Annotated in this window: 20 protein-coding genes and 1 other annotated feature; all 20 genes read left to right on the top strand. The window is 52.0% G+C overall.

Annotation, left to right across the window (positions count from 1 at the left end; all coding sequences use genetic code 11):
- Nucleotides 1-9 precede the first annotated feature (9 nt).
- The 20 genes from murG (at nucleotide 10) to ileS (ending at nucleotide 19153) form a co-directional block, all read left to right on the top strand.
- Nucleotides 10-1113, top strand: a complete 1104-nt coding sequence (gene murG / locus NST23_RS17595; protein WP_340964172.1) for an undecaprenyldiphospho-muramoylpentapeptide beta-N-acetylglucosaminyltransferase — start codon at nucleotides 10-12, stop codon at nucleotides 1111-1113.
- A 105-nt stretch (nucleotides 1114-1218) separates the two neighbouring features.
- Entirely contained in the window at nucleotides 1219-2124 is a 906-nt protein-coding gene (gene murB / locus NST23_RS17590; RefSeq protein WP_287102984.1) for a UDP-N-acetylmuramate dehydrogenase, read from the top strand.
- A 15-nt stretch (nucleotides 2125-2139) separates the two neighbouring features.
- Complete coding sequence (murA, locus tag NST23_RS17585) at nucleotides 2140-3396, top strand: UDP-N-acetylglucosamine 1-carboxyvinyltransferase (RefSeq protein WP_122965009.1); 1257 nt, start codon at nucleotides 2140-2142, stop codon at nucleotides 3394-3396.
- 143 nt (nucleotides 3397-3539) lie between these two features.
- Nucleotides 3540-4334, top strand: coding sequence for a cell division protein FtsQ/DivIB (locus NST23_RS17580; RefSeq protein ID WP_122965010.1), 795 nt, complete (start codon nucleotides 3540-3542; stop codon nucleotides 4332-4334).
- Between the two features lie 21 nt (nucleotides 4335-4355).
- Nucleotides 4356-5066 (top strand): DUF881 domain-containing protein, encoded by a 711-nt coding sequence (locus NST23_RS17575; RefSeq protein WP_063230397.1) that lies wholly within the window; start codon nucleotides 4356-4358, stop codon nucleotides 5064-5066.
- A 24-nt stretch (nucleotides 5067-5090) separates the two neighbouring features.
- On the top strand, nucleotides 5091-5837 hold the full coding sequence (locus NST23_RS17570) for a DUF881 domain-containing protein (RefSeq protein ID WP_122965011.1): 747 nt from the start codon (nucleotides 5091-5093) through the stop codon (nucleotides 5835-5837).
- Between the two features lie 2 nt (nucleotides 5838-5839).
- On the top strand, nucleotides 5840-6187 hold the full coding sequence (locus NST23_RS17565) for a small basic family protein (protein WP_005832967.1): 348 nt from the start codon (nucleotides 5840-5842) through the stop codon (nucleotides 6185-6187).
- A gap of 140 nt (nucleotides 6188-6327) precedes the next feature.
- Nucleotides 6328-7581: a cell division protein FtsA gene (gene ftsA / locus NST23_RS17560; RefSeq protein WP_122965012.1), complete on the top strand. Its 1254-nt coding sequence runs from the start codon at nucleotides 6328-6330 to the stop codon at nucleotides 7579-7581.
- A 147-nt stretch (nucleotides 7582-7728) separates the two neighbouring features.
- The gene (ftsZ, locus tag NST23_RS17555; protein WP_122965013.1) at nucleotides 7729-8877 is read left to right on the top strand and encodes a cell division protein FtsZ; all 1149 of its coding nucleotides are present in this window, start codon (nucleotides 7729-7731) and stop codon (nucleotides 8875-8877) included.
- Nucleotides 8878-9160: 283 nt separating this feature from the next.
- Nucleotides 9161-10123, top strand: coding sequence for a sigma-E processing peptidase SpoIIGA (gene spoIIGA / locus NST23_RS17550; protein ID WP_122965014.1), 963 nt, complete (start codon nucleotides 9161-9163; stop codon nucleotides 10121-10123).
- Between the two features lie 2 nt (nucleotides 10124-10125).
- A complete protein-coding gene (sigE, locus tag NST23_RS17545) occupies nucleotides 10126-10848 on the top strand; it encodes an RNA polymerase sporulation sigma factor SigE (RefSeq protein WP_063230402.1) in 723 nt (240 codons plus the stop codon).
- 147 nt (nucleotides 10849-10995) lie between these two features.
- Complete coding sequence (sigG, locus tag NST23_RS17540) at nucleotides 10996-11775, top strand: RNA polymerase sporulation sigma factor SigG (RefSeq protein ID WP_005832957.1); 780 nt, start codon at nucleotides 10996-10998, stop codon at nucleotides 11773-11775.
- A 152-nt stretch (nucleotides 11776-11927) separates the two neighbouring features.
- Nucleotides 11928-12212, top strand: coding sequence for a YlmC/YmxH family sporulation protein (locus NST23_RS17535; protein WP_063230403.1), 285 nt, complete (start codon nucleotides 11928-11930; stop codon nucleotides 12210-12212).
- A gap of 75 nt (nucleotides 12213-12287) precedes the next feature.
- Nucleotides 12288-13127, top strand: coding sequence for a peptidoglycan editing factor PgeF (pgeF, locus tag NST23_RS17530; protein WP_122965015.1), 840 nt, complete (start codon nucleotides 12288-12290; stop codon nucleotides 13125-13127).
- Between the two features lie 42 nt (nucleotides 13128-13169).
- A complete protein-coding gene (locus NST23_RS17525; RefSeq protein ID WP_173597069.1) occupies nucleotides 13170-13835 on the top strand; it encodes a YggS family pyridoxal phosphate-dependent enzyme in 666 nt (221 codons plus the stop codon).
- A gap of 47 nt (nucleotides 13836-13882) precedes the next feature.
- Nucleotides 13883-14308 (top strand): cell division protein SepF, encoded by a 426-nt coding sequence (locus NST23_RS17520; RefSeq protein WP_063230405.1) that lies wholly within the window; start codon nucleotides 13883-13885, stop codon nucleotides 14306-14308.
- A gap of 31 nt (nucleotides 14309-14339) precedes the next feature.
- Nucleotides 14340-14603 (top strand): YggT family protein, encoded by a 264-nt coding sequence (locus NST23_RS17515; RefSeq protein ID WP_217021544.1) that lies wholly within the window; start codon nucleotides 14340-14342, stop codon nucleotides 14601-14603.
- Nucleotides 14604-14619: 16 nt separating this feature from the next.
- Complete coding sequence (locus NST23_RS17510) at nucleotides 14620-15393, top strand: YlmH family RNA-binding protein (protein WP_173599286.1); 774 nt, start codon at nucleotides 14620-14622, stop codon at nucleotides 15391-15393.
- A 99-nt stretch (nucleotides 15394-15492) separates the two neighbouring features.
- The gene (locus NST23_RS17505; RefSeq protein ID WP_122965019.1) at nucleotides 15493-15978 is read left to right on the top strand and encodes a DivIVA domain-containing protein; all 486 of its coding nucleotides are present in this window, start codon (nucleotides 15493-15495) and stop codon (nucleotides 15976-15978) included.
- 71 nt (nucleotides 15979-16049) lie between these two features.
- Nucleotides 16050-16318, top strand: a binding site (T-box leader).
- Between the two features lie 48 nt (nucleotides 16319-16366).
- Entirely contained in the window at nucleotides 16367-19153 is a 2787-nt protein-coding gene (ileS, locus tag NST23_RS17500; RefSeq protein WP_217021543.1) for an isoleucine--tRNA ligase, read from the top strand.
- The last annotated feature ends 46 nt before the right edge of the window (nucleotides 19154-19199 follow it).

The following is a 19199-nucleotide window of genomic DNA, read 5'->3' as shown; positions in this document are numbered from 1 at the left end:
TGTGAGAGTATGCGCGTCGTCCTTACAGGCGGTGGCACAGGTGGACATATTTATCCGGCGCTTGCGGTGGCGAGGGAAGTTTCTCGCCAAACTCCGCAGGCTGCCTTTTTGTATATCGGCAGTAAAAAAGGGTTGGAAGCCCAGCTCGTACCGCGAACAGAAATTCCTTTTCAGTCCGTCGAGATCAGCGGGTTGAAGCGGAAGCTGTCGCTGGACAACCTGAAGACCTTGTGGAAATTCGTCCGGGCCGTGTCGGATGCGAAAAAAATGCTGCGCGATTTTCAACCGGATGTCGTCGTGGGCACGGGGGGATACGTCTGCGGGCCAGTCGTCTACGCAGCCTCGCGCTTGGGCATCCCGACCTTGATCCACGAACAAAACGTCGTTCCTGGTCTGACCAACAAATTTTTGTCGCGCTCGGCTACTCGGGTGGCCGTATCTTTTGCAGAGTCTCTCGCGTACTTTCCAGAGGGGAAAACCGTGTTTACCGGCAATCCGCGGGCGACAGAAGTGATGCATGGCAACGCGGAGGCGGGCCGTGGCTTTCTGGGGGTAGACGCAGGCAAAAAAATCGTCCTGATCTTTGGCGGCAGCCGGGGAGCGAGGGCGATCAATGAAGCGGTGCTTTCTGTTGTTACCGAGTTGGGCAAATATGCCGATACTCATTTTGTATACGTAACCGGAGATGTTCACTTTGATAAAATCTCCAGCGAGCTTGCCGCAAAAGGGAAGCTTCCCGAGAACATTTCCGTGCTTCCATTCGTCCATAACATGCCGGACGTTTTGGCGGCGACACATATACTGGTCGGACGTGCAGGTGCATCTACCTTGGCCGAAGTGACGGCTCTCGGCGTTCCGTCGATTTTGATTCCGTCTCCGTATGTGACAAACAACCATCAGGAGAAAAATGCGCGCGGCCTTGAACGTGCAGGTGCAGCGCGAGTCATTGTGGAGAAGGAGCTGACAGGAGAGCGCCTGCTTCAGGAAGTGGAAAGCTTGCTGCACAGCGATGAGTTGTGGAAGCAAATGAAAGAGAACGCCCTGTCGCTGGGAATGCCGAAAGCAGCCACGGAAATCGTGCGCACCTTGCAGGAAGTCTCCGCAAAAAAATGATCAGATGGGCGATTGTCACGCCGATCTGGGCGATCGCATAGTATGGAGCAAACACGTGAGAAGACTTACAGGTCCGACCTAGCAAACGTATCAGGAGGTTCACAAATGATAAATATTGCAGATGAGCTGAAGCAAGCAGGGATCGGAAAAGTGTGGACCAATGAGCCTCTCGCCAATCATACGACATGGCGGGTTGGCGGTCCTGCTGATTTGTTAATCCAGCCCAAGGACAAAGAATCCTTGCTAAAAGCCTTGCAGATCATCCATCGTCATGAAATTCCTTGGAGTGTTATCGGGCGCGGCTCCAACCTTCTGGTGAGGGACGGAGGGATTCGCGGAGCCGTGTTCAAAGTGGCTGAGGGCTTGAGCCACTGCGAGTTCAGGGGTGAAGAGGTGTGTGTGGGTGCCGGATATTCCATGATCCGCCTGGCGGTGGAGACAGGCAAGATGGGATTAACAGGGATGGAATTCGCAGGAGGGATTCCTGGTACGGTAGGCGGAGCCGTCTATATGAATGCAGGGGCACACGGATCTGATCTTTCACGTATTCTTATTGAAGCCGAGATTCTTTTCGCAAACGGCGAATGTAAGGTGTTGAGTAACGACGAACTGAGCTTTAGCTATCGGACTTCTCTTTTGCAAAAAGAAAAAGGGATTGTGCTGGAAGCCCGTTTTCAACTGCGTACAGGCGATCGCAAGCAGATTGCCGCGACACTTGCGACCAACAAGGATCGGCGACGCCAGACACAGCCGTTGCAAATGCCGTGTGCGGGCAGTGTGTTCCGCAACCCGCCGAACGATCACGCAGGGCGTCTGATAGAAGCAGCGGGGCTGAAAGGCTATCAAATCGGTGGAGCTCAGGTTTCAGAAAAACACTCGAATTTCATCGTGAATTGCGGGGGAGCCACGGCTACCGACGTCCTCACCTTGATTGAGCATGTTCGGAGCACAATTCTTGCGAAATACGGAATTGATCTGCATCCGGAAGTTCTGGTGGTGGGCGAGGGGTAACACGGAGGTGAAAGTTTGGAGACTTTTGCGATCGAAGGCGGAAGACCTCTGTCCGGTTCGCTTCGGATCCAAGGAGCTAAGAACGCTGCTCTTCCCATCCTTGCCGCTGCTGTTCTTGCGGAAGGGCAATTCTATATCTACGATGTCCCCCATTTGAAAGATATCAAAGTCATGCTGGAGATAATGACGGCACTGGGGGCCAACACGAAGCACGTGGACGGTTGCGTCGATCTGGATACAACGTCTGTCTCCGTCCCGCATGTGCCAGATGATTTAATGAGCCAGATGCGATCTTCTATTTTTCTCGCCGGGCCGCTTCTGGCCAGGTTGGGTGAAGTCACCATATCGCGTCCCGGTGGCTGCGACATTGGTGAACGCCGAATTGACCTGCATTTGTCTGGTCTTACGGCACTCGGGGCTAAAATAGAAGAATCCGAAGGCTACATTACTTTTCGGGCAAAGCAATTGCGCGGGACCAACATCTTTCTTTCCTTCCCCAGCGTGGGCGCGACGGAAAATATCATGATGGCGGCAGTCTTGGCAAAAGGGACGACACGCATCTGTAATGCGGCTCGGGAGCCGGAGATTATCGACCTGCAAAACTTCCTGAACGCCATGGGTGCGCGAATAAGAGGGGCAGGAACCGATACGATTGAAATCAGCGGCGTACCGCGGCTTCGCTCCGTCAGCTACCGGATCATTCCCGACAGAATTGTGACGGGGACGTATGTGCTGGCGGTCGGCATTGCCCAAGGGCATGTGGAGCTGACCAATACATTGCCTGAGCAACTCACGGCATTGATTGAGGTTGCCCGTAGCTGTGGTGTTGAAATCAAGACCCGCCATGATATAATGGAAATCAAAAGCAACTCCCGTCCTCGTGCTTACGACCGGATCATCACCTCGCCGTATCCAGGGTTTCCGACTGACCTGCAGGCGCAGCTGATGGTGTTTCTGTCACAGGCGAGGGGAACCAGCGTCATCAAGGAAACGATTTTTGAAGGAAGATTCAAACATGTGAATGAATTGGCGCGAATGGGCGCCTCTATATACGTAGATCTCGGCTCTGCTATCATTCGCGGCGTCGGGAAGCTGACCGCCACGAATGTGGAAGCGACAGATCTGCGAGCAGGCGCTGCTCTCGTATTGGCAGGGCTTGCGGCAGAAGGCATTACGACGGTGAATCAGATTCATCATATCGATCGTGGATACGATCGCCTGGAAGAGCAATTGCGCAGGCTGGGAGCCGACATCACGAGGGTTTCGATATGATCGAGGGAAGTCAAGCGGCATAGTGCTATGCCGCTTTCCCTGTTTTGTATAGTTACATTTATTTGGAAGAAATCCATTTATTCCCTTTTGAATGAATTATCTTGCGGGCGATGAGCCTAGAATGCATGAGGAAGGATTCGGCCATGGCGGTAATTGAGGAACGCATTCCGCAAGTCAAGCAGCAACGTCCCAGACGAAAAGGAAACCGTAAACTGGTATTTTGGCTCGTGCTGTTTTTTCTTACTGTACTTATCATTGTTTTTATTCGCTCACCGTACAGCAAGGTGCAGGAAATCCAGGTTATCGGAAACGACATTTACACCACAGAGCAAATCGTCCAGCAATCGGGTCTGCAACGCGACATGCAATTTCTCAATGTGTGGGAGAGCAGCGTGCAAAGCAATCTGGCGCCGCTTGAGGGCGTCAAGAACGTGACGGTCAGCCGTTCTTTTCCGGGAGTGATCCGGCTGCACGTAACGGAGCAAAAGCGCGTCGCCTTCTGGAATGGACAAGACGGCAGCCGCTATCCGCTGCTCGAAAACGGCAAGGTGCTGAAGCAGGTGAATTTTGCCGATCGCGTGGTGGACAGGCCCTTGATCAGCTCCTGGGCAGCGCCTGAGCTGCTCCCCAATCTCGCCAAAGCGTTGTCTCGCCTCACACCGAATGTGCTCGCCGAAATTTCGGACATAACTCTGACGCCAACGGTGTACGATAAGCAGCGGGTAACCTTGTACATGCGCGACGGAAACGAAGTGCGCAGCGTGGTCTACAAGCTGGATAAAATGCTGAACTGGTATCCGGCGATCGTGGCAGAGCTGCCGGCAGGAACAAAAGGGGTGCTCTCCATGTTCGAGCAGCCGTGGTTTGTTCCGTACGGTGCGGGAAGTGATGCCATTCCGATAGCAGGCAGCCAGGAGCAGACAGAAAAGCCGCAGTAAAGAAAAAAGGGGTAGCAGACAATGAGTCGTCGCCGCAAATTTCATCTTTATTTAACCGTCGTGACGCTTTGTACAGGCTTTCTGGTAGCAACCTCGTTTGAGACTACCAAGCTCACGCGCAAAGAGCGGTTGAATGATCAGCTGTTCCAGCAGGAAACGCAATTGAATGACCGGATTTTATCCGAAAAAGAACAAAACAGGCATTTGGAAAACCAGCTGATTGATTTGCAGCGCCAGGTAGGCAAAGTCGAGGAAGCGATGGCTCAGCAAAAATCTGAGGCAGCCGACACACTCGCCCAGCTGGAGGCTGCGCGTATGCTCTCCGGCGTGGTCGCTGTAGAAGGCCCTGGTCTTGTCATCACGATGCAGGACAGCCAATCGGCAGCAAGCAGCTCGGACATCGCCAATTACATCGTGCATGAGCAAGATGTGCGTCTGGTCGTCAATGAACTGCGCGCAGCGGGAGCCGAGGCGATCAGCATCAACGGCCAGAGACTGGTAAGCAACTCTTCCATCCGCTGTGTCGGTCCGACGATCATCGTCAACGGAATCAAGTCTGCCGCTCCTTTTGTCATCTCGGCAATCGGCAATCCGGAGACGATGGAGAGTGCCCTCCATTTGCCAGGAGGAGTATTGCAATCTCTGCAAGACTTTGTTCAAATCGACTTGGCGAAAAAAGAGAAGGTGCAGCTCCCGGCCTTCGTTGGTGACGCCAAAACGAAACACTCCTAAAAGGTAAAAGGATGCGTTTGCCCTATGTTACAAAAAAGCCGTAAAATCACGTTTATTCTTGCCATTATTAGTGCTATCATAGGTGTGATGTTGGCTGTGCAATTGCGCAGCAGCCTCCATCCGGTACATAAGGAGTCTCGCAGCATTGCGGAACTCCGGACCACGCTGCAAAAAGAGCTGGAGAAACACAAAAACCTGCTTGCAGATATTTCCAAGTACAATCAGCTGTACTACCAATACGAAACCGCATTAAGTGAAGACGAGAGCATTTCGGTCATGAAGGAAGAGCTGGAGCGAAACCGTCGAATGGCTGGAATGGTAGAGGTCGAGGGGGAAGGCATCGTGCTGGAAGTTGTCGATGCCCACACGCCTACAGAGCCGATTCTGGACGAACACATGCAGGTGCCTGTTGTAGGTGAATACACGATTGACGATGAAGATTTGCGTTGGCTGGTCAATATCCTGTTTGCGAACGGAGCGCAAGCGGTGTCCATTAACGATCATCGGTTGATTGCCACTTCCGCGATCCGCAATGTAGGGGCTGTCATCCAGATTGATACGAGGACGATACAGCCTCCATATGAAATAAAAGCATTGGGAGAGCCTGACGTGCTTTTGTCCGCGATGAAGCTGGAGGGTGTCGAAGAGAACTTTCAGCTGGCGAACAAAAAAGTGTTGGCCGAAAAACGGGACAAGCTGTTGATTTCCGCAAACAAAGAAACACGTGTCATCCAATTTATGAAACCTGTTAAAGAAAAAGGAGATTCGTAACCATGTGGCTCCCGCTTATCGGACTGATTGTCGGTCTCGCTGTCGGCTTCCTTCTGGATTGGCGCGTGCCCCAGGAGTATAGCAGCTATCTTTCCATAGCTCTGTTGGCTGGATTGGATACGATCTTTGGGGGGATTCGCTCCTTCTTGGAACGCACCTTCAACGTTCGGATCTTCATGTCCGGATTCTTTTTCAATACGCTCTTTGCAGCTGGGCTGGCCTTCATCGGAGGTTTCCTCGGGATTGATCTGTACCTGGCAGCCATCGTGGCTTTCGGGGTGCGTCTCTTCAATAACCTGGCTGTGATTAGGAGAATAGTTCTATCCCGTTGGATCAATCAGCAAGAATAGCCCGAACAAATGGGAAGATGGTCATTTTTTTACAAAAATTCTAGATGAAAAAAAGGGAATGGTTGTCCTGTGTGGAATAATTTATGCAGGTGTTCTCATTTTAGCAAGACAAAAGACGTAGCAGGGGAGGTGTCACAGGTTTGGTAAGTAATGAACTCATCGTCAGCCTAGACATTGGAACATCCAAAGTACGCGTCATGATCGGCGAGATCAACAACGGTTCCATCAACATCATCGGCGTCGGACAATCACACTCAGAAGGCATCAAGAAGGGCGTGATTGTTGACATCGACCAAACCGTGCATGCCATCCGGGAAGCAGTCGATCATGCTGAACGCATGGTTGGCGTTTCTATCGAAGAAGTGTATGTGGGGATCACTGGAAACCATATCGAGTTGCATGAAACCCAAGGGGTTGTCGCTGTATCCAGCGAAGACCGTGAGATACGAGAAGAAGATATCCAACGCGTCATTCAGGCAGCGAAGGTTGTAGCGATTCCGCCGGACCGTGAAATCATCGAGGTAGTTCCAAAGGAGTATATCGTAGATGGGCAGGGTAGTATCAAAGACCCTCGCGGGATGATTGGTGTCCGACTGGAAATGGAAGGGACCATTGTAACCGGATTGAAAACGGTTGTACATAACATCGTTCGCTGTGCTCAACGAACCAATCTGCGTGTAGCTGGAATTTTCTTGCAACCGCTTGCGGCTAGCACGGTTGCCCTATCCAAAGATGACAAAAATATGGGTGTCGTTCTTGTCGACATCGGTGCGGGTTCTACCACGATCGGTGTATTCGAGCAAGGTAAGCTGGCCGCTACCACCGTGATCGGCATCGGTGGCGACCATATCACAAGCGACATTTCACTAGGATTGCGTACCCATACGGATGTGGCAGACCGCGTGAAAATAAAAAACGGTTGTGCGTTGATCGATGAAGCTTCTGAAGATGTGAAATTCAAGGTGAACCGGATTGGCAGTGAAGTAGAAAAGCAGTTTACCCAAGTAGACTTGGCCAATATCATTGAGCCGCGCGCTGCAGAAATATTCCAATTAGTCGAGGATGCTGTCTACAAGATGGGCTTCCGCGACGAGATTGCAGGCGGCTACGTCCTGACTGGCGGTACAGTAGCAATGCCTGGCATGCTGGAATTGGCAAAAGAAGAATTGGACGCACCTGTTCGCATCGCAATTCCTGATTACATCGGAGTGCGGGATCCTGCCTACACCACAGGGGTAGGTTTGATTCAATATGCCTTGCAGTTGATGGAGCGCCGCAGCGTACGCGTCACCCCCTCATTCAAGGGCACTCAGAAGCAAACCGTTGCCAAGCAGCCAAAAGAAGGCGGCGGTTTGATGGAAAAAGTGAAAAACTGGTTTAGCGAATTTATTTAGTCGCTTTGCCGTAGTTAGCACAATGGCGAAAATTGGAACGTTTCGTTCTTTTGAAATCATGGAAGAGAATAACGGGATGTCCCATTCGTTTGTCAATCGGCTTCTTGGGCCACAAGTTTTTATGTTGAATTGGGGAGGACTAGCAATATGCTGGAATTTGATATGGACATGGAATCCTTTGCACGAATTAAAGTAATTGGGTGCGGCGGCGGCGGCAGCAATGCCGTAAACCGCATGATTGCAGGCGGCGTGAAAGGGGTAGAATTTATCACCCTGAACACCGATGCACAGGCGCTCCAATTGTCCAGTGCCGAGATTAAACTGCAAATCGGGGAAAAGCTGACACGCGGTCTCGGAGCAGGTGCGAATCCGGAAATCGGCAAAAAGGCGGCGGAAGAGAGCCGCGATTTGATTGAAAATGCTCTGCGCGGTGCAGATATGGTATTCGTTACGGCGGGAATGGGCGGAGGAACCGGTACTGGTGCAGCCCCTGTTGTCGCTGAGATCGCCAAGGAGATGGGCGCTCTTACGGTGGGTGTCGTGACTCGTCCTTTCTCTTTCGAGGGGCGCAAGCGTTCCCAGCACGGTGAGGCTGGTATCGCGGCACTCAAGGAAAAAGTGGATACGCTGATCGTCATTCCTAACGATCGTTTGCTGGAAATCGTAGATAAAAACACACCTATGCTCGAAGCGTTCCGTGAAGCGGACAACATTTTGCGCCAAGGGGTTCAAGGGATTTCCGACCTGATCGCTGTACCGGGTCTGATCAACTTGGACTTTGCAGACGTGAAGACGATCATGACCGAGCGCGGCTCCGCTTTGATGGGGATCGGCGTAGGCAGCGGGGAAAACCGTGCGGCTGAAGCAGCTCGCCGTGCCATTTCCAGCCCGCTCTTGGAAACATCGATTGACGGTGCTCGCGGCGTTCTGATGAACATCACAGGCGGCACCAACTTGAGCTTGTACGAAGTAAACGAAGCAGCAGATATCGTTTCTTCGGCAGCAGACCCAGATGTAAACATGATCTTCGGTGCGGTCATCAACGAAGATTTGAAAAATGAACTGGTAGTTACGGTCATTGCAACGGGATTCGAGCATTCCCAGCGCGTACCGGAAGCACCGCGCCGCCAGCAACAACCGATCAATACTGCTGGCAACCGTCCGACACCGATTTCCAACACGAATACGGGCCGTGCCAAAGAAGAAGAGGATGACAAGTCCTTCTTCTCCATGAGCAATCTCGACAACCTCGATATTCCAGCATTCCTGCGAAATCGTCGTCGCAACAAAAAATAGGCCACAAAAGTGGAAAAGCCTTGTTCTCTTTTCGGAGACAAGGCTTTTTTCTGTGAAAAACGTCTCGACGCTGTGCATTTGCTTGAAATAGAACCAAAAACGTTAGACAAAAAATCCAAAAAAACACCGTCAAGAATTGACAGACTTTACATACACATTGATATATACTGCTTTTACTGATAGAGCCAGCGCTATAAAAGCGGCGTCCTGGCGCTACACATACGGCAACTCTTGCAGCTCTCGGATTTTCGCCCAGGCGAAAACAGATCGGAGGTGAGGGCAAGTGGTTGTGTATCTTGATATCATTCTACTCCTCAACCTGGCTATTGATACCTTGTTGCTCTGGTTTACCGCGTATTTTCGCAAAGAGCGCGTGGTGTGGTGGAGAATGATCGCGGCCTCATTGTTCGGTTGTTCGTATTTGGTCTTTTTCTTTTTCCCTGCGTTTTCGCCTATGTATCAATGGTCAGTCAAGCTGTTGTTTTCCATTCTCATGCTGTGGATCGCATTCGGGAACAGGAGGTTGTTGTCCTTTGCGCAAAACTTGATCATTTTTTATTTTGTCGCTTTTGTTTTTGGCGGAGGAGTATTCGGGCTTCAATACTTTTTGGCGCCGCGAAACGAAATTGTCAACGGATTGATTGTGACGCACAACGACGGTTTTGGAGTGGGCTTCAAGCCTACCCTCGCGATTGTGGTCATCGGGTTTCTGCTCGTCTTTTTCCTCGGGAAAAAGAGCTACAAAGCGATTCAGGAGCCGCGAAGAATGGAGACGTTCCTCGTCGATGTCGTGGTGACTGTCGCAAAAGAAAAAGTCATTTGCCGCGGTCTCGTGGATACAGGCAATCAGCTGCACGAGCCGATCACGCGTCTGCCGGTGATGATTATCGAAAGCCGCATGCTGGCTCATCTGCTTCCGCCGTCGCTTCTCCGACAAACCGATGAAAACGGTGGAGTGTGGGAGAAGCTGGACGGATCCTGGGATGACCTGCCGCTGGAATGGCAAGCTCGGGTACGGCTCATCCCGTACCGGAGCGTGTCGCGGGGAATGGATTTTTTGCTTGCGATCAAGCCGGATCATGTGATGGTTGTACAGGAAGGACTTCGCTATGAAACGGAAAAAGTGCTGATCGGGCTTAACCCGATTCCGCTTTCGGCAGACGGCAAGTACCAGGCGATCGTACATCCTGCCATGATGGAAGCATATACGCAAGAACCTACCTTTATTCTCAAACAGGAGGGCTAATCATGTATGTAAAACTTCGCCTACAACTCCAGTTGACCTGGTACCGTTTCCTGCTGTGGATTGGTGCACGCGCTGAAGAAGTCTATTACATTGGCGGGAGTGAAGCATTGCCTCCACCGTTGACGAGAGAAGAAGAGGAACTGCTTCTGGGCCGCCTGCCTTCGGGCGATCCAGCCGTGCGCGGCATGCTGATCGAGCGCAACTTGCGGCTGGTCGTCTACATCGCCCGCAAATTCGAAAATACCGGGATCAACATCGAGGATTTGGTCAGCATCGGGACGATCGGTTTGATTAAAGCGGTCAACACGTTTGACCCGGAGAAAAACATCAAACTGGCGACATACGCCTCCCGCTGTATCGAAAACGAGATTTTGATGTATTTGCGCCGCAACAACAAGATTCGCTCCGAGGTGTCTTTTGACGAACCGCTCAATATCGACTGGGATGGCAACGAACTGCTTTTGTCCGATGTGCTCGGTACAGAAAATGACACGATCTATAAAAATATCGAAGACCAGGTAGACCGCAAGCTGCTGAAAAAAGCGCTGGATAAGCTGTCCGAGCGGGAGCGAATCATCATGGAGCTGCGCTTCGGCCTCGCTGGGGAAGAGGAGAAGACGCAAAAAGACGTCGCGGACTTGCTCGGGATCTCCCAGTCGTATATTTCCCGTTTGGAAAAGCGAATTATAAAACGGTTGCGAAAAGAGTTCAACAAAATGGTCTAACGCATATTTTCCCAGCCTCAGGGGATACTGTTCCTAAACCGTAACAGATGGTGGTTTTTGCCACCTTCTTGGCGGCTACGCGTCAGTACGCGGCCTTTCAAGACAACCGGGTTAGGGACTTTTTTCTTGCTTCGAGGAGGGAAAGACGTGACGCGCAATAAGGTAGAGATATGCGGGGTAGATACCTCCAAACTGCCGGTGCTGACAAACAAGGAAATGCGGGATTTGTTTGAGCGCCTGCAAAGCGGAGAGCTGGCTGCCCGCGAGAAACTGGTCAACGGCAACCTGCGTCTGGTGCTGAGTGTCATCCAAAGATTCAACAACCGCGGAGAGTTCGTCGACGACCTGTTTCAGGTAGGCTGCATCGGATTGATGAAAGCGATCGACAACTTTGATCTCGGGCAAAACGTTAAATTTTCCACGTACGCGGTACCGATGATCATCGGGGAGATCAGGCGCTATTTGCGCGACAACAACCCGATTCGCGTTTCCCGCTCGTTGCGGGACATCGCCTACAAAGCCCTTCAGGTGCGAGACAATCTGACCAACAAGCATTCGCGAGAGCCCACCATTACCGAGATTTCTCAAGAATTGAACGTTGCCAAGGAAGACGTCGTGTTCGCGCTGGATGCCATTCAGGACCCGGTATCGCTTTTCGAGCCGATCTATCAGGATGGCGGAGATCCGATCTACGTCATGGATCAAATCAGCGACGAGAAGAACAAGGATGTCACATGGGTAGAAGAAATCGCGCTCCGCGAAGGAATGCAACGTCTGGGTGATCGGGAAAAAATGATTTTATCCATGCGCTTTTACGAGGGAAAAACCCAGATGGAAGTAGCAGAAGAAATCGGAATTTCGCAGGCACAGGTCTCCCGGTTGGAAAAAGCGGCGATCGCTCATATGCAAAAGCACGTGCAATCGTAATGAGAAGCTACATAGGTCCCGACGGTCTTCGTGCCGTTGGGTTTTTTTATGGCTGGCGATTCGTGGCTGCCTTTTGTTTTTTCCGGCGAAGAAGGACATATTCTCCGGCGGGTTCATATACTGAGAGTAACGGAGAAAAGTGGGTGAGGAGAATGGTGAAAATCTCTGACTTCCAGACAAAAGAAGTGGTCAATATCCTGGATGGGAAGCGGCTGGGAACGATATCCGATTTGGAGATCGATCTGCGTCACGGACGTGTGGAAGCCATTGTCGTGCCGGGGCCGGGCAAATTCCTCGGATTTTTTTCCTCCGGGAATGATTATGTTATCCCGTGGCGCAATATTGTGAAGATCGGAAAAGATGTGGTGCTGGTCCGGATGGAGGAAGCACTGAAGGTAGAAGCCAGAACTTCTGGCGCAGATGAATACAGGGAGTAGAGGGGGAAAGGCGTCAGTTAGCCTTTCTTTTCTTTTCGGCTATGGTATGATAAGCCATATGAGGAAGGTGACAGGATGAGAGAACCGTTTGGCTTGGAAGAGGATAAATCTGTGTTGACGCTGACGGATTGGGAAAAGCATTTTCCGGGCCTGGTGGCGGGGTTTACCGTTCGCCTTGGCGGGGAAAGTGAACAACCGTACGGCTCGTTTAATATGGGCTTGCATGTGGGAGACGAGGCAAGCCGCGTTGTCGCAAATCGGAAAAAGCTGGCCGAGCAGGTCGGGATGCCTTTTGATGCTTGGACGTGCGCGGATCAGGTTCACGGCAACCGCGTTTGCCAGGTGAGTGCTGGCGGAGCGGGCAAGGAGAGTCTGGACGATGTCATTGCCGCCACAGACGGCTTGTTTACCCGGGAAAAGGGCGTTTTGCTCACCTCGTTTTACGCTGATTGCGTACCGCTCTTTTTTCTGGACCCGGCAACAGGGGCGATTGGTCTGGCTCACGCAGGCTGGAAGGGCACAGTGGGACGTATTGCCGAGGAAATGGTCAAGTCGCTGCAAACGCATTGCGGGGCGCAGCCAGCGGACATTCGCGTAGCCATCGGGCCGTCCATCGGGGGCTGCTGCTACGAAGTGGATGAACGGATCATGACGCAAGTGCGGACGAGCGCGCAAAACTGGGAGACCGCGGTAACGGCTTCTGCCGCAGCAGAGAAGTACATGCTGGATCTTCGCCAGCTGAACACGGAGATTTTGCTGGAAGCGGGGATTGCCAAGCAGCATTTGCTCGTAACAGACTGGTGTACAAGCTGCCGTACAGACTTGTTCTTCTCGCATCGAAAAGAAGCCGGAACGGCCGGGACGACAGGGCGAATGGCTTCTTACATCGGATGGAAAGAGACAGAAGGGAGATAAAAAGTCGTGGGAATCAAGGAACAGGAATTGTTGAAAGCAAGAATGGAAGCGATCGAAGCGCGGATTCAGGCGGCGTGCGACAGAGCAAACCGCAAGCGCGAGGACGTCAAAATCATTGCCGTAACGAAATACGTCGATGAGCAGGCAATCGGTGATTTGCTGGATGTCGGAATCGAGCATATCGGGGAAAATCGCGTGCAGGACGCCCTGCCCAAATACGAGTTGCACAAGGAGCGCGGCACGTGGCATTTTATCGGACATTTGCAAACCAATAAGGCCAAAGAGGTCGTCGGGCGTTTCCCGTACATCCACTCGCTGGATCGCCTTTCGCTCGCACAAGAGCTGAATCGACGCGCCGAGGCGATTGATCAGGTCGTAAATTGCTTTTTGCAAGTCAATATATCCGGTGAAGAGACAAAATTTGGGCTTAGTCCCAACGATGTATTGGCTTTTTTGCGTGAAACCAGTAATATGAAACATATAAAGATCGTCGGATTGATGACGATGGCGCCTGTTGTCGATGACCAGGAGGAAGCGAGACAAGTATTTCGCGGCCTCTACGAGTGGAAGGCACGAATTAATGAGTGCGCATTCCCCCATGCTCATATCGAAGAATTGTCGATGGGCATGTCCAGTGATTTTGAAGTGGCGATTGAAGAGGGAGCTACATATATTCGTCTGGGCTCTGTTTTGGTCAAGCCGGAATAGGGAAAAGAACCGTCAGACACGACAACGAGCAGGAGAGGAGGCAGTATATGGGTGTAATGAACAAGCTGATGGGGTTTCTGGGTTTGGAAAACGAGGAATACATCGAAGAAACCACAGTCGAAGAGGAACGGGATGAATACGATTCCAGCAATAAAAAGCATCAGCCTGTCAGCAGGGCGAATAACGTGGTGCCGTTCCAGGCGCGGGAAAAGGAGGGAATCCGTTTGATTCTCTGCGAACCCCGTCATTATAGCGATGCGCAAGACATTGCCGATAATCTCCGTCATCGCAGACCCGTTGTAGTCAATCTGCATCGTGTGGAAAAAGATCAGGCGAAGCGAATTATCGACTTTTTGAGCGGAACCGTCTACGCGCTGAATGGCGACATTCAAAAGGTTGGCGATACGATTTTTGTATGCACGCCTGACCATGTAGACATTCAAGGAACGATCTCCAGCGTACTGGAAGAGTAACGGACCTACCACGATTAAAAAGGGTGAGCGAATGAATTACTTGTTGACCATTCTAGATTATGCTTTCGTTGTGTACCAATACATGATTATCGCCTACATCTTGATGTCATGGGTGCCGCAGATGAGAGCGACAGGCATCGGGCAATTACTGGAGAGGCTGGTAGAGCCTTATCTTGCTCCGTTTCGCCGTTTTATCCCGACGCTCGGTTTTATCGATATTTCTCCGATCGTCGCTTTGATCGCTTTGCGTTTTGCCTATTTCGGGCTGGTTAGCATCTTGGCAAAGCTGGCGTAAGGTGTGTGGATAACGGATGAGCGTGTTTGATCATTTTGCAAAAGAAGAACGTCCCTTTGCGGAACGGGCGCTGGAAATGCTGACGCTGGTAGAGCGGAAGCAGGCCATGCGCCTTACTGATTTTGTGGACCCCAGACAATTGCTGATTTTAAAAAGCTTGTGCTCGCAAGTTCGCGATGTGAAAATATCCGCCAGCGGAGGCTATGAAGGCGCGGAACGCGTGCGTGTGATCATCCACCCGGAGTACATGGAGGTCGAGCAGGACGACTACCGCCTCGCCCTTTTGGCGATTCAGGCAGATCAACGCTTTCACACGCTGGAGCATCGCGATGTGATGGGAGCTGTCCTGAGTGCCGGGATGAAGCGGGAAAAATTCGGCGACATGCTGACGGACGCCGGGACTTGCTATGTCATTGCGGCGGAGGAAGTGGTTGACTTCGTTTGCCTGCAAGTCACGCAGATTCACCGTACTTCCGTGCAGGTTGAACGCGTGGCGTGGGAGTCGTTCACGCCGCCTGCTGCCCGCCTGGTCGAAAAGACAATTACCGTTCCTTCGCCGCGAATGGATGCGGTGATCGGAGAAGTGCACAACATGTCCCGGGCAAAAGCACTGGTCCCGATTCGCGCAGGCAAAGTCAAGGTCAACTGGAAAGTGACCGAAGATCCGTCGACTCAGCTTGCAGAAGGCGACATGGTGTCACTTGCCGGCTTCGGACGGTTCAAAATCATCGAGGTAACAGGAACAACCCGCAGTGGAAGACTTCGCATGATTGTCGGACTGGTTACATAAAATGAAGCAGGCCGCAAAAAAATGTAAAATAAGGCAGGAAACAAAGCCGATTCTGTCGAAACCATAAGTACGAATTATCGGGAAAAGTGGGGGGTTCATGTGCCATTAACGCCATTGGATATACACAATAAAGAATTTAGCACAGGCTTTCGCGGGTACAACGTCGACGAAGTAAACGAATTTCTCGATCAGGTGATCAAGGACTTCGAACTTCTCATTAAAGAGAAAAAGGAACTGGAAGAACGAATCGCTATTCTCAATGAGCGTGTGGACCATTATAAGAGCTTGGAAGAAAACTTGAGCAAATCGATTCTGGTCGCCCAGGAGACAGCGGAGGACGTCAAGTCCAATGCCCGCAAGGAAGCACAGCTGATTTTGAAGGAAGCAGAGAAAAACGCGGATCGGATTGTCAACGAAGCGTTGGCCAAATCCCGGAAGATTGCCATCGAAATCGAAGAATTGAAAAAACGCGCGTCCGTGTACCGCATGCGCTTCCGCACTCTTTTGGAAGCACAGCTGGAAATGCTGGAGCAGGGCGCCTGGGATGATATCGAGCAGGCTGATTCTGCGGTCGCTGTTGAATAAAACATTGACGATGTGCCGATATTGGTACTATAATGTAAAACAACTTTGTCAAAAAAATCAGCCCATATAAACATGAGACGATGAACGGGAAGAGTACGCGGAACAGCACTGCCAAAGAGAGTCGGGACCAGGTGAAAACCCGACCAGTTGCCCCGCCGAAAATCACCCGGGAGTTCAATATCCGAAAGCTTATGCCGCGAGTTTGCGACGGCATCGGCGAGTAAGTGAGCGAGTCATTCCCGTTACGAATGAACGAGTGGAATCAATCACGCCTGCTTTGTATGAGCAGCGATTTGGTTCAATCAGGGTGGTAACACGGGAGCTTTCTCTCGTCCCTTTTTGGGGATGGGAGAAGGCTTTTATTTATTTTCTAGGAGTGAATCAGGCTATGGACTACAGCAAAACCTTATCGCTACCAAAAACCGATTTCCCGATGCGCGGAAACTTGCCAAGCCGTGAGCCGCAAATGCAGGAGAAATGGGAAGAGCAAAACATTTACCAACAAGTGCTTGCGCGTACCGAAGGCCGTCCTTCGTTCGTTCTGCATGACGGACCTCCGTATGCCAACGGAGATATTCATATCGGGCACGCACTGAACAAAATTCTCAAAGACTTCATCGTTCGCTACAAGTCCATGGCCGGCTTCTACGCGCCGTATATTCCGGGCTGGGATACGCATGGATTGCCGATCGAGCAGGCGATTGTCAACGCACAAGGTCTGGATCGCCGCAGCATCGAGGTAAACGACTTCCGCAAGCGTTGCGAAGAGTATGCCTGGTCTTACATTGACAAGCAGCGCGACCAGTTCAAGCGTCTGGGTGTTCGCGGCGATTGGGAAAATCCGTATGTGACGCTTCTCCCTGAGTATGAAGCCAACCAAATTCGCGTTTTTGGCGAGATGGCGAAAAAAGGCTACATCTACAAAGGGCTGCGTTGTGTATACTGGTCCCCGTCTTCTGAGACCGCACTGGCGGATGCTGAAATCGAGTACAAGGACAAGCGTTCTCCGTCCATTTACGTCAGCTTCCAGGTAGCAGATGGCAAAGGCAAGCTGGATACAGAGACAGGCGTTGTCATCTGGACGACGACACCTTGGACGATCCCGGCCAACCTGGCGATCTCGCTCCATCCTGAACTGGAGTACAACGTCGTAAAAGCAGACGGCCGCAAATTCCTCGTTGCCAACGGACTGATCGAGGCGGCAAGCAAGGAAATCGGCTGGGAAGGCGTGGAAATTGTCGCCAGCTTCAAAGGTCAAGAGCTGGAAGGCGTATTGACCAAGCACCCGATCTACGACCGCACATCCCCATTGATCCTCGGAGAACACGTGACGCTCGATGCAGGTACGGGTTGCGTGCATACCGCTCCTGGACACGGGGAAGACGACTTTGCCGTCGGACAAAAATATAATCTGGGTGTACTCTGCCCGGTCGACCACGAAGGAAAAATGACCAGTGAAGCACCGGGTTTCGAAGGTCTTTTCTACGAGGATGCGAACAAGGTCATCACCGAAAAGCTGAAAGAAAATGGAGCGCTCTTAAAGCTGAGCTTCTTCACGCACTCCTACCCGCATGACTGGCGCACGAAAAAGCCGGTTATCTACCGTGCGACAGAACAATGGTTTGCTTCCATCGACGGCTTCCGCGCACAAATGCTGGAAGCGATCAAAAACGTGAAGTGGATTCCGCATTGGGGAGAAACCCGCCTGGCGAACATGATTGCAGATCGTGGCGACTGGTGCATTTCCCGTCAACGCGTATGGGGTGTTCCGATCCCGATTTTCTACTGCAAATCTTGCAATGAGCCAATCATCAACGACGCGACGATCAACCATATCGCCGAGTTGTTCCGCAAAGAAGGTTCTTCTGCCTGGTTTGCCCGCGAAGCAAACGAGCTGGTTCCGGAAGGTCTTGCTTGCAGCAAATGCGACTGCAAAGATTTCCGCAAAGAGACAGACATCATGGACGTATGGTTCGACTCCGGCTCTTCCCACCAGGCTGTTCTGCGCGAGCGCGGCATCGCTTGGCCGGCTGACATGTACCTGGAAGGTTCCGACCAGTACCGCGGCTGGTTCAACTCCTCTCTGTCTACGGGAGTTGCGGTTTATGGCACGGCTCCGTACAAGGCTGTCCTGAGCCACGGTTTTGCTCTCGACGGGGAAGGCCGCAAAATGTCCAAGTCGCTTGGCAACACAGTAGTGCCGCAACAAGTAATCGACAAGCTGGGCGCCGATATTTTGCGCCTGTGGGTAGCCTCTGTTGATTATCAGGCAGACGTGCGCATTTCTGACGCGATCCTGAATCAGATTGCCGAAGTGTACCGCAAAATCCGCAACACGTTCCGCTTCCTGCTCGGCAACCTGGACGGATTCGACCCGGCAAAAGACCGCGTAGCTTATGAGCAGCTAGGCGAGCTGGACCGTTATGTGCTGGCAAAAGCGGCGAAAGTCGTGAAGCGTTCCCGCAAGGCATACGACGAATACCAGTTCCACACCGTTTTCCATGCGGTGCACAACTTCTGCGTCATCGACTTGTCTGCTTTCTACCTGGACATCTGCAAAGACCGTCTGTATGTAGAAGCACCTGACAGTGTAAAACGCCGCGCAGCACAAACCGTCATGTACGATTGCCTGCTCAGCCTGGTGAAGCTGGTAGCGCCGCTCTTGCCGCATACCGCTGACGAAGTGTGGGCGTTCATTCCGGGAGTGTCCGAACAAAGCGTGCAGCTGACAGACATGCCGGAAGGCGACGAGCAGCACCTGAGCTTCTCCGCAGAGGCAGAAAGCAAGTGGGACGCTTTCCTCGCTGTACGCGATGAAGTGCTCAAAGCCATGGAAGAAGCGCGCCGCAACAAAGTATTCGGAAATTCCGTGGATGCCAAGCTGGCGCTGTATCCGCAAACGGAAGAAGCAGCGAAAGCATTGGCTGCCATGGACGATCTGGCTGACCTGTTCATCGTCGCTCACGTCGATCTGCACGCCCAGGGCGAAGCAGTTCCGGCAGAGGCAGCACAACTCGAAGGCATCGCAGTTGTCGTCTCGGCGGCTGACGGTGAAAAATGCGAGCGTTGCCGCGTCGTGAAGCAAGACGTGGGTACACGCGAAGCGCATCCATCGCTCTGCGTGCGCTGCGCAGACATCGTGGAACAACACTACGCACATGTAAGCGAATCGTAATGATTTCAAACCTGCCATTCCAATCGGGGTGGCAGGTTTTTTGTGC

The organism is Brevibacillus sp. FSL K6-0770 (assembly GCF_038000275.1).
GTDB classification, from domain to species: Bacteria; Bacillota; Bacilli; order Brevibacillales; family Brevibacillaceae; genus Brevibacillus; species Brevibacillus parabrevis.
This window is presented reverse-complemented; position numbering and strand designations above follow the sequence as displayed.

What these genes read in the sequence shown, in the direction of transcription:
- ileS (WP_217021543.1), top strand. Translation starts at nt 16,367, where the DNA reads ATGGACTACAGCAAAACCTTATCGCTACCAAAAACCGATTTCCCGATG.
- pgeF (WP_122965015.1), top strand. Translation starts at nt 12,288, where the DNA reads ATGAGAGAACCGTTTGGCTTGGAAGAGGATAAATCTGTGTTGACGCTG.
- ftsZ (WP_122965013.1), top strand. Translation starts at nt 7,729, where the DNA reads ATGCTGGAATTTGATATGGACATGGAATCCTTTGCACGAATTAAAGTA.
- NST23_RS17570 (WP_122965011.1), top strand. Translation starts at nt 5,091, where the DNA reads ATGTTACAAAAAAGCCGTAAAATCACGTTTATTCTTGCCATTATTAGT.
- sigE (WP_063230402.1), top strand. Translation starts at nt 10,126, where the DNA reads ATGTATGTAAAACTTCGCCTACAACTCCAGTTGACCTGGTACCGTTTC.
- NST23_RS17580 (WP_122965010.1), top strand. Translation starts at nt 3,540, where the DNA reads ATGGCGGTAATTGAGGAACGCATTCCGCAAGTCAAGCAGCAACGTCCC.
- NST23_RS17510 (WP_173599286.1), top strand. Translation starts at nt 14,620, where the DNA reads ATGAGCGTGTTTGATCATTTTGCAAAAGAAGAACGTCCCTTTGCGGAA.
- murG (WP_340964172.1), top strand. Translation starts at nt 10, where the DNA reads ATGCGCGTCGTCCTTACAGGCGGTGGCACAGGTGGACATATTTATCCG.
- NST23_RS17565 (WP_005832967.1), top strand. Translation starts at nt 5,840, where the DNA reads ATGTGGCTCCCGCTTATCGGACTGATTGTCGGTCTCGCTGTCGGCTTC.
- NST23_RS17535 (WP_063230403.1), top strand. Translation starts at nt 11,928, where the DNA reads ATGGTGAAAATCTCTGACTTCCAGACAAAAGAAGTGGTCAATATCCTG.
- NST23_RS17575 (WP_063230397.1), top strand. Translation starts at nt 4,356, where the DNA reads ATGAGTCGTCGCCGCAAATTTCATCTTTATTTAACCGTCGTGACGCTT.
- murB (WP_287102984.1), top strand. Translation starts at nt 1,219, where the DNA reads ATGATAAATATTGCAGATGAGCTGAAGCAAGCAGGGATCGGAAAAGTG.
- NST23_RS17515 (WP_217021544.1), top strand. Translation starts at nt 14,340, where the DNA reads ATGAATTACTTGTTGACCATTCTAGATTATGCTTTCGTTGTGTACCAA.
- NST23_RS17520 (WP_063230405.1), top strand. Translation starts at nt 13,883, where the DNA reads ATGGGTGTAATGAACAAGCTGATGGGGTTTCTGGGTTTGGAAAACGAG.
- NST23_RS17525 (WP_173597069.1), top strand. Translation starts at nt 13,170, where the DNA reads ATGGAAGCGATCGAAGCGCGGATTCAGGCGGCGTGCGACAGAGCAAAC.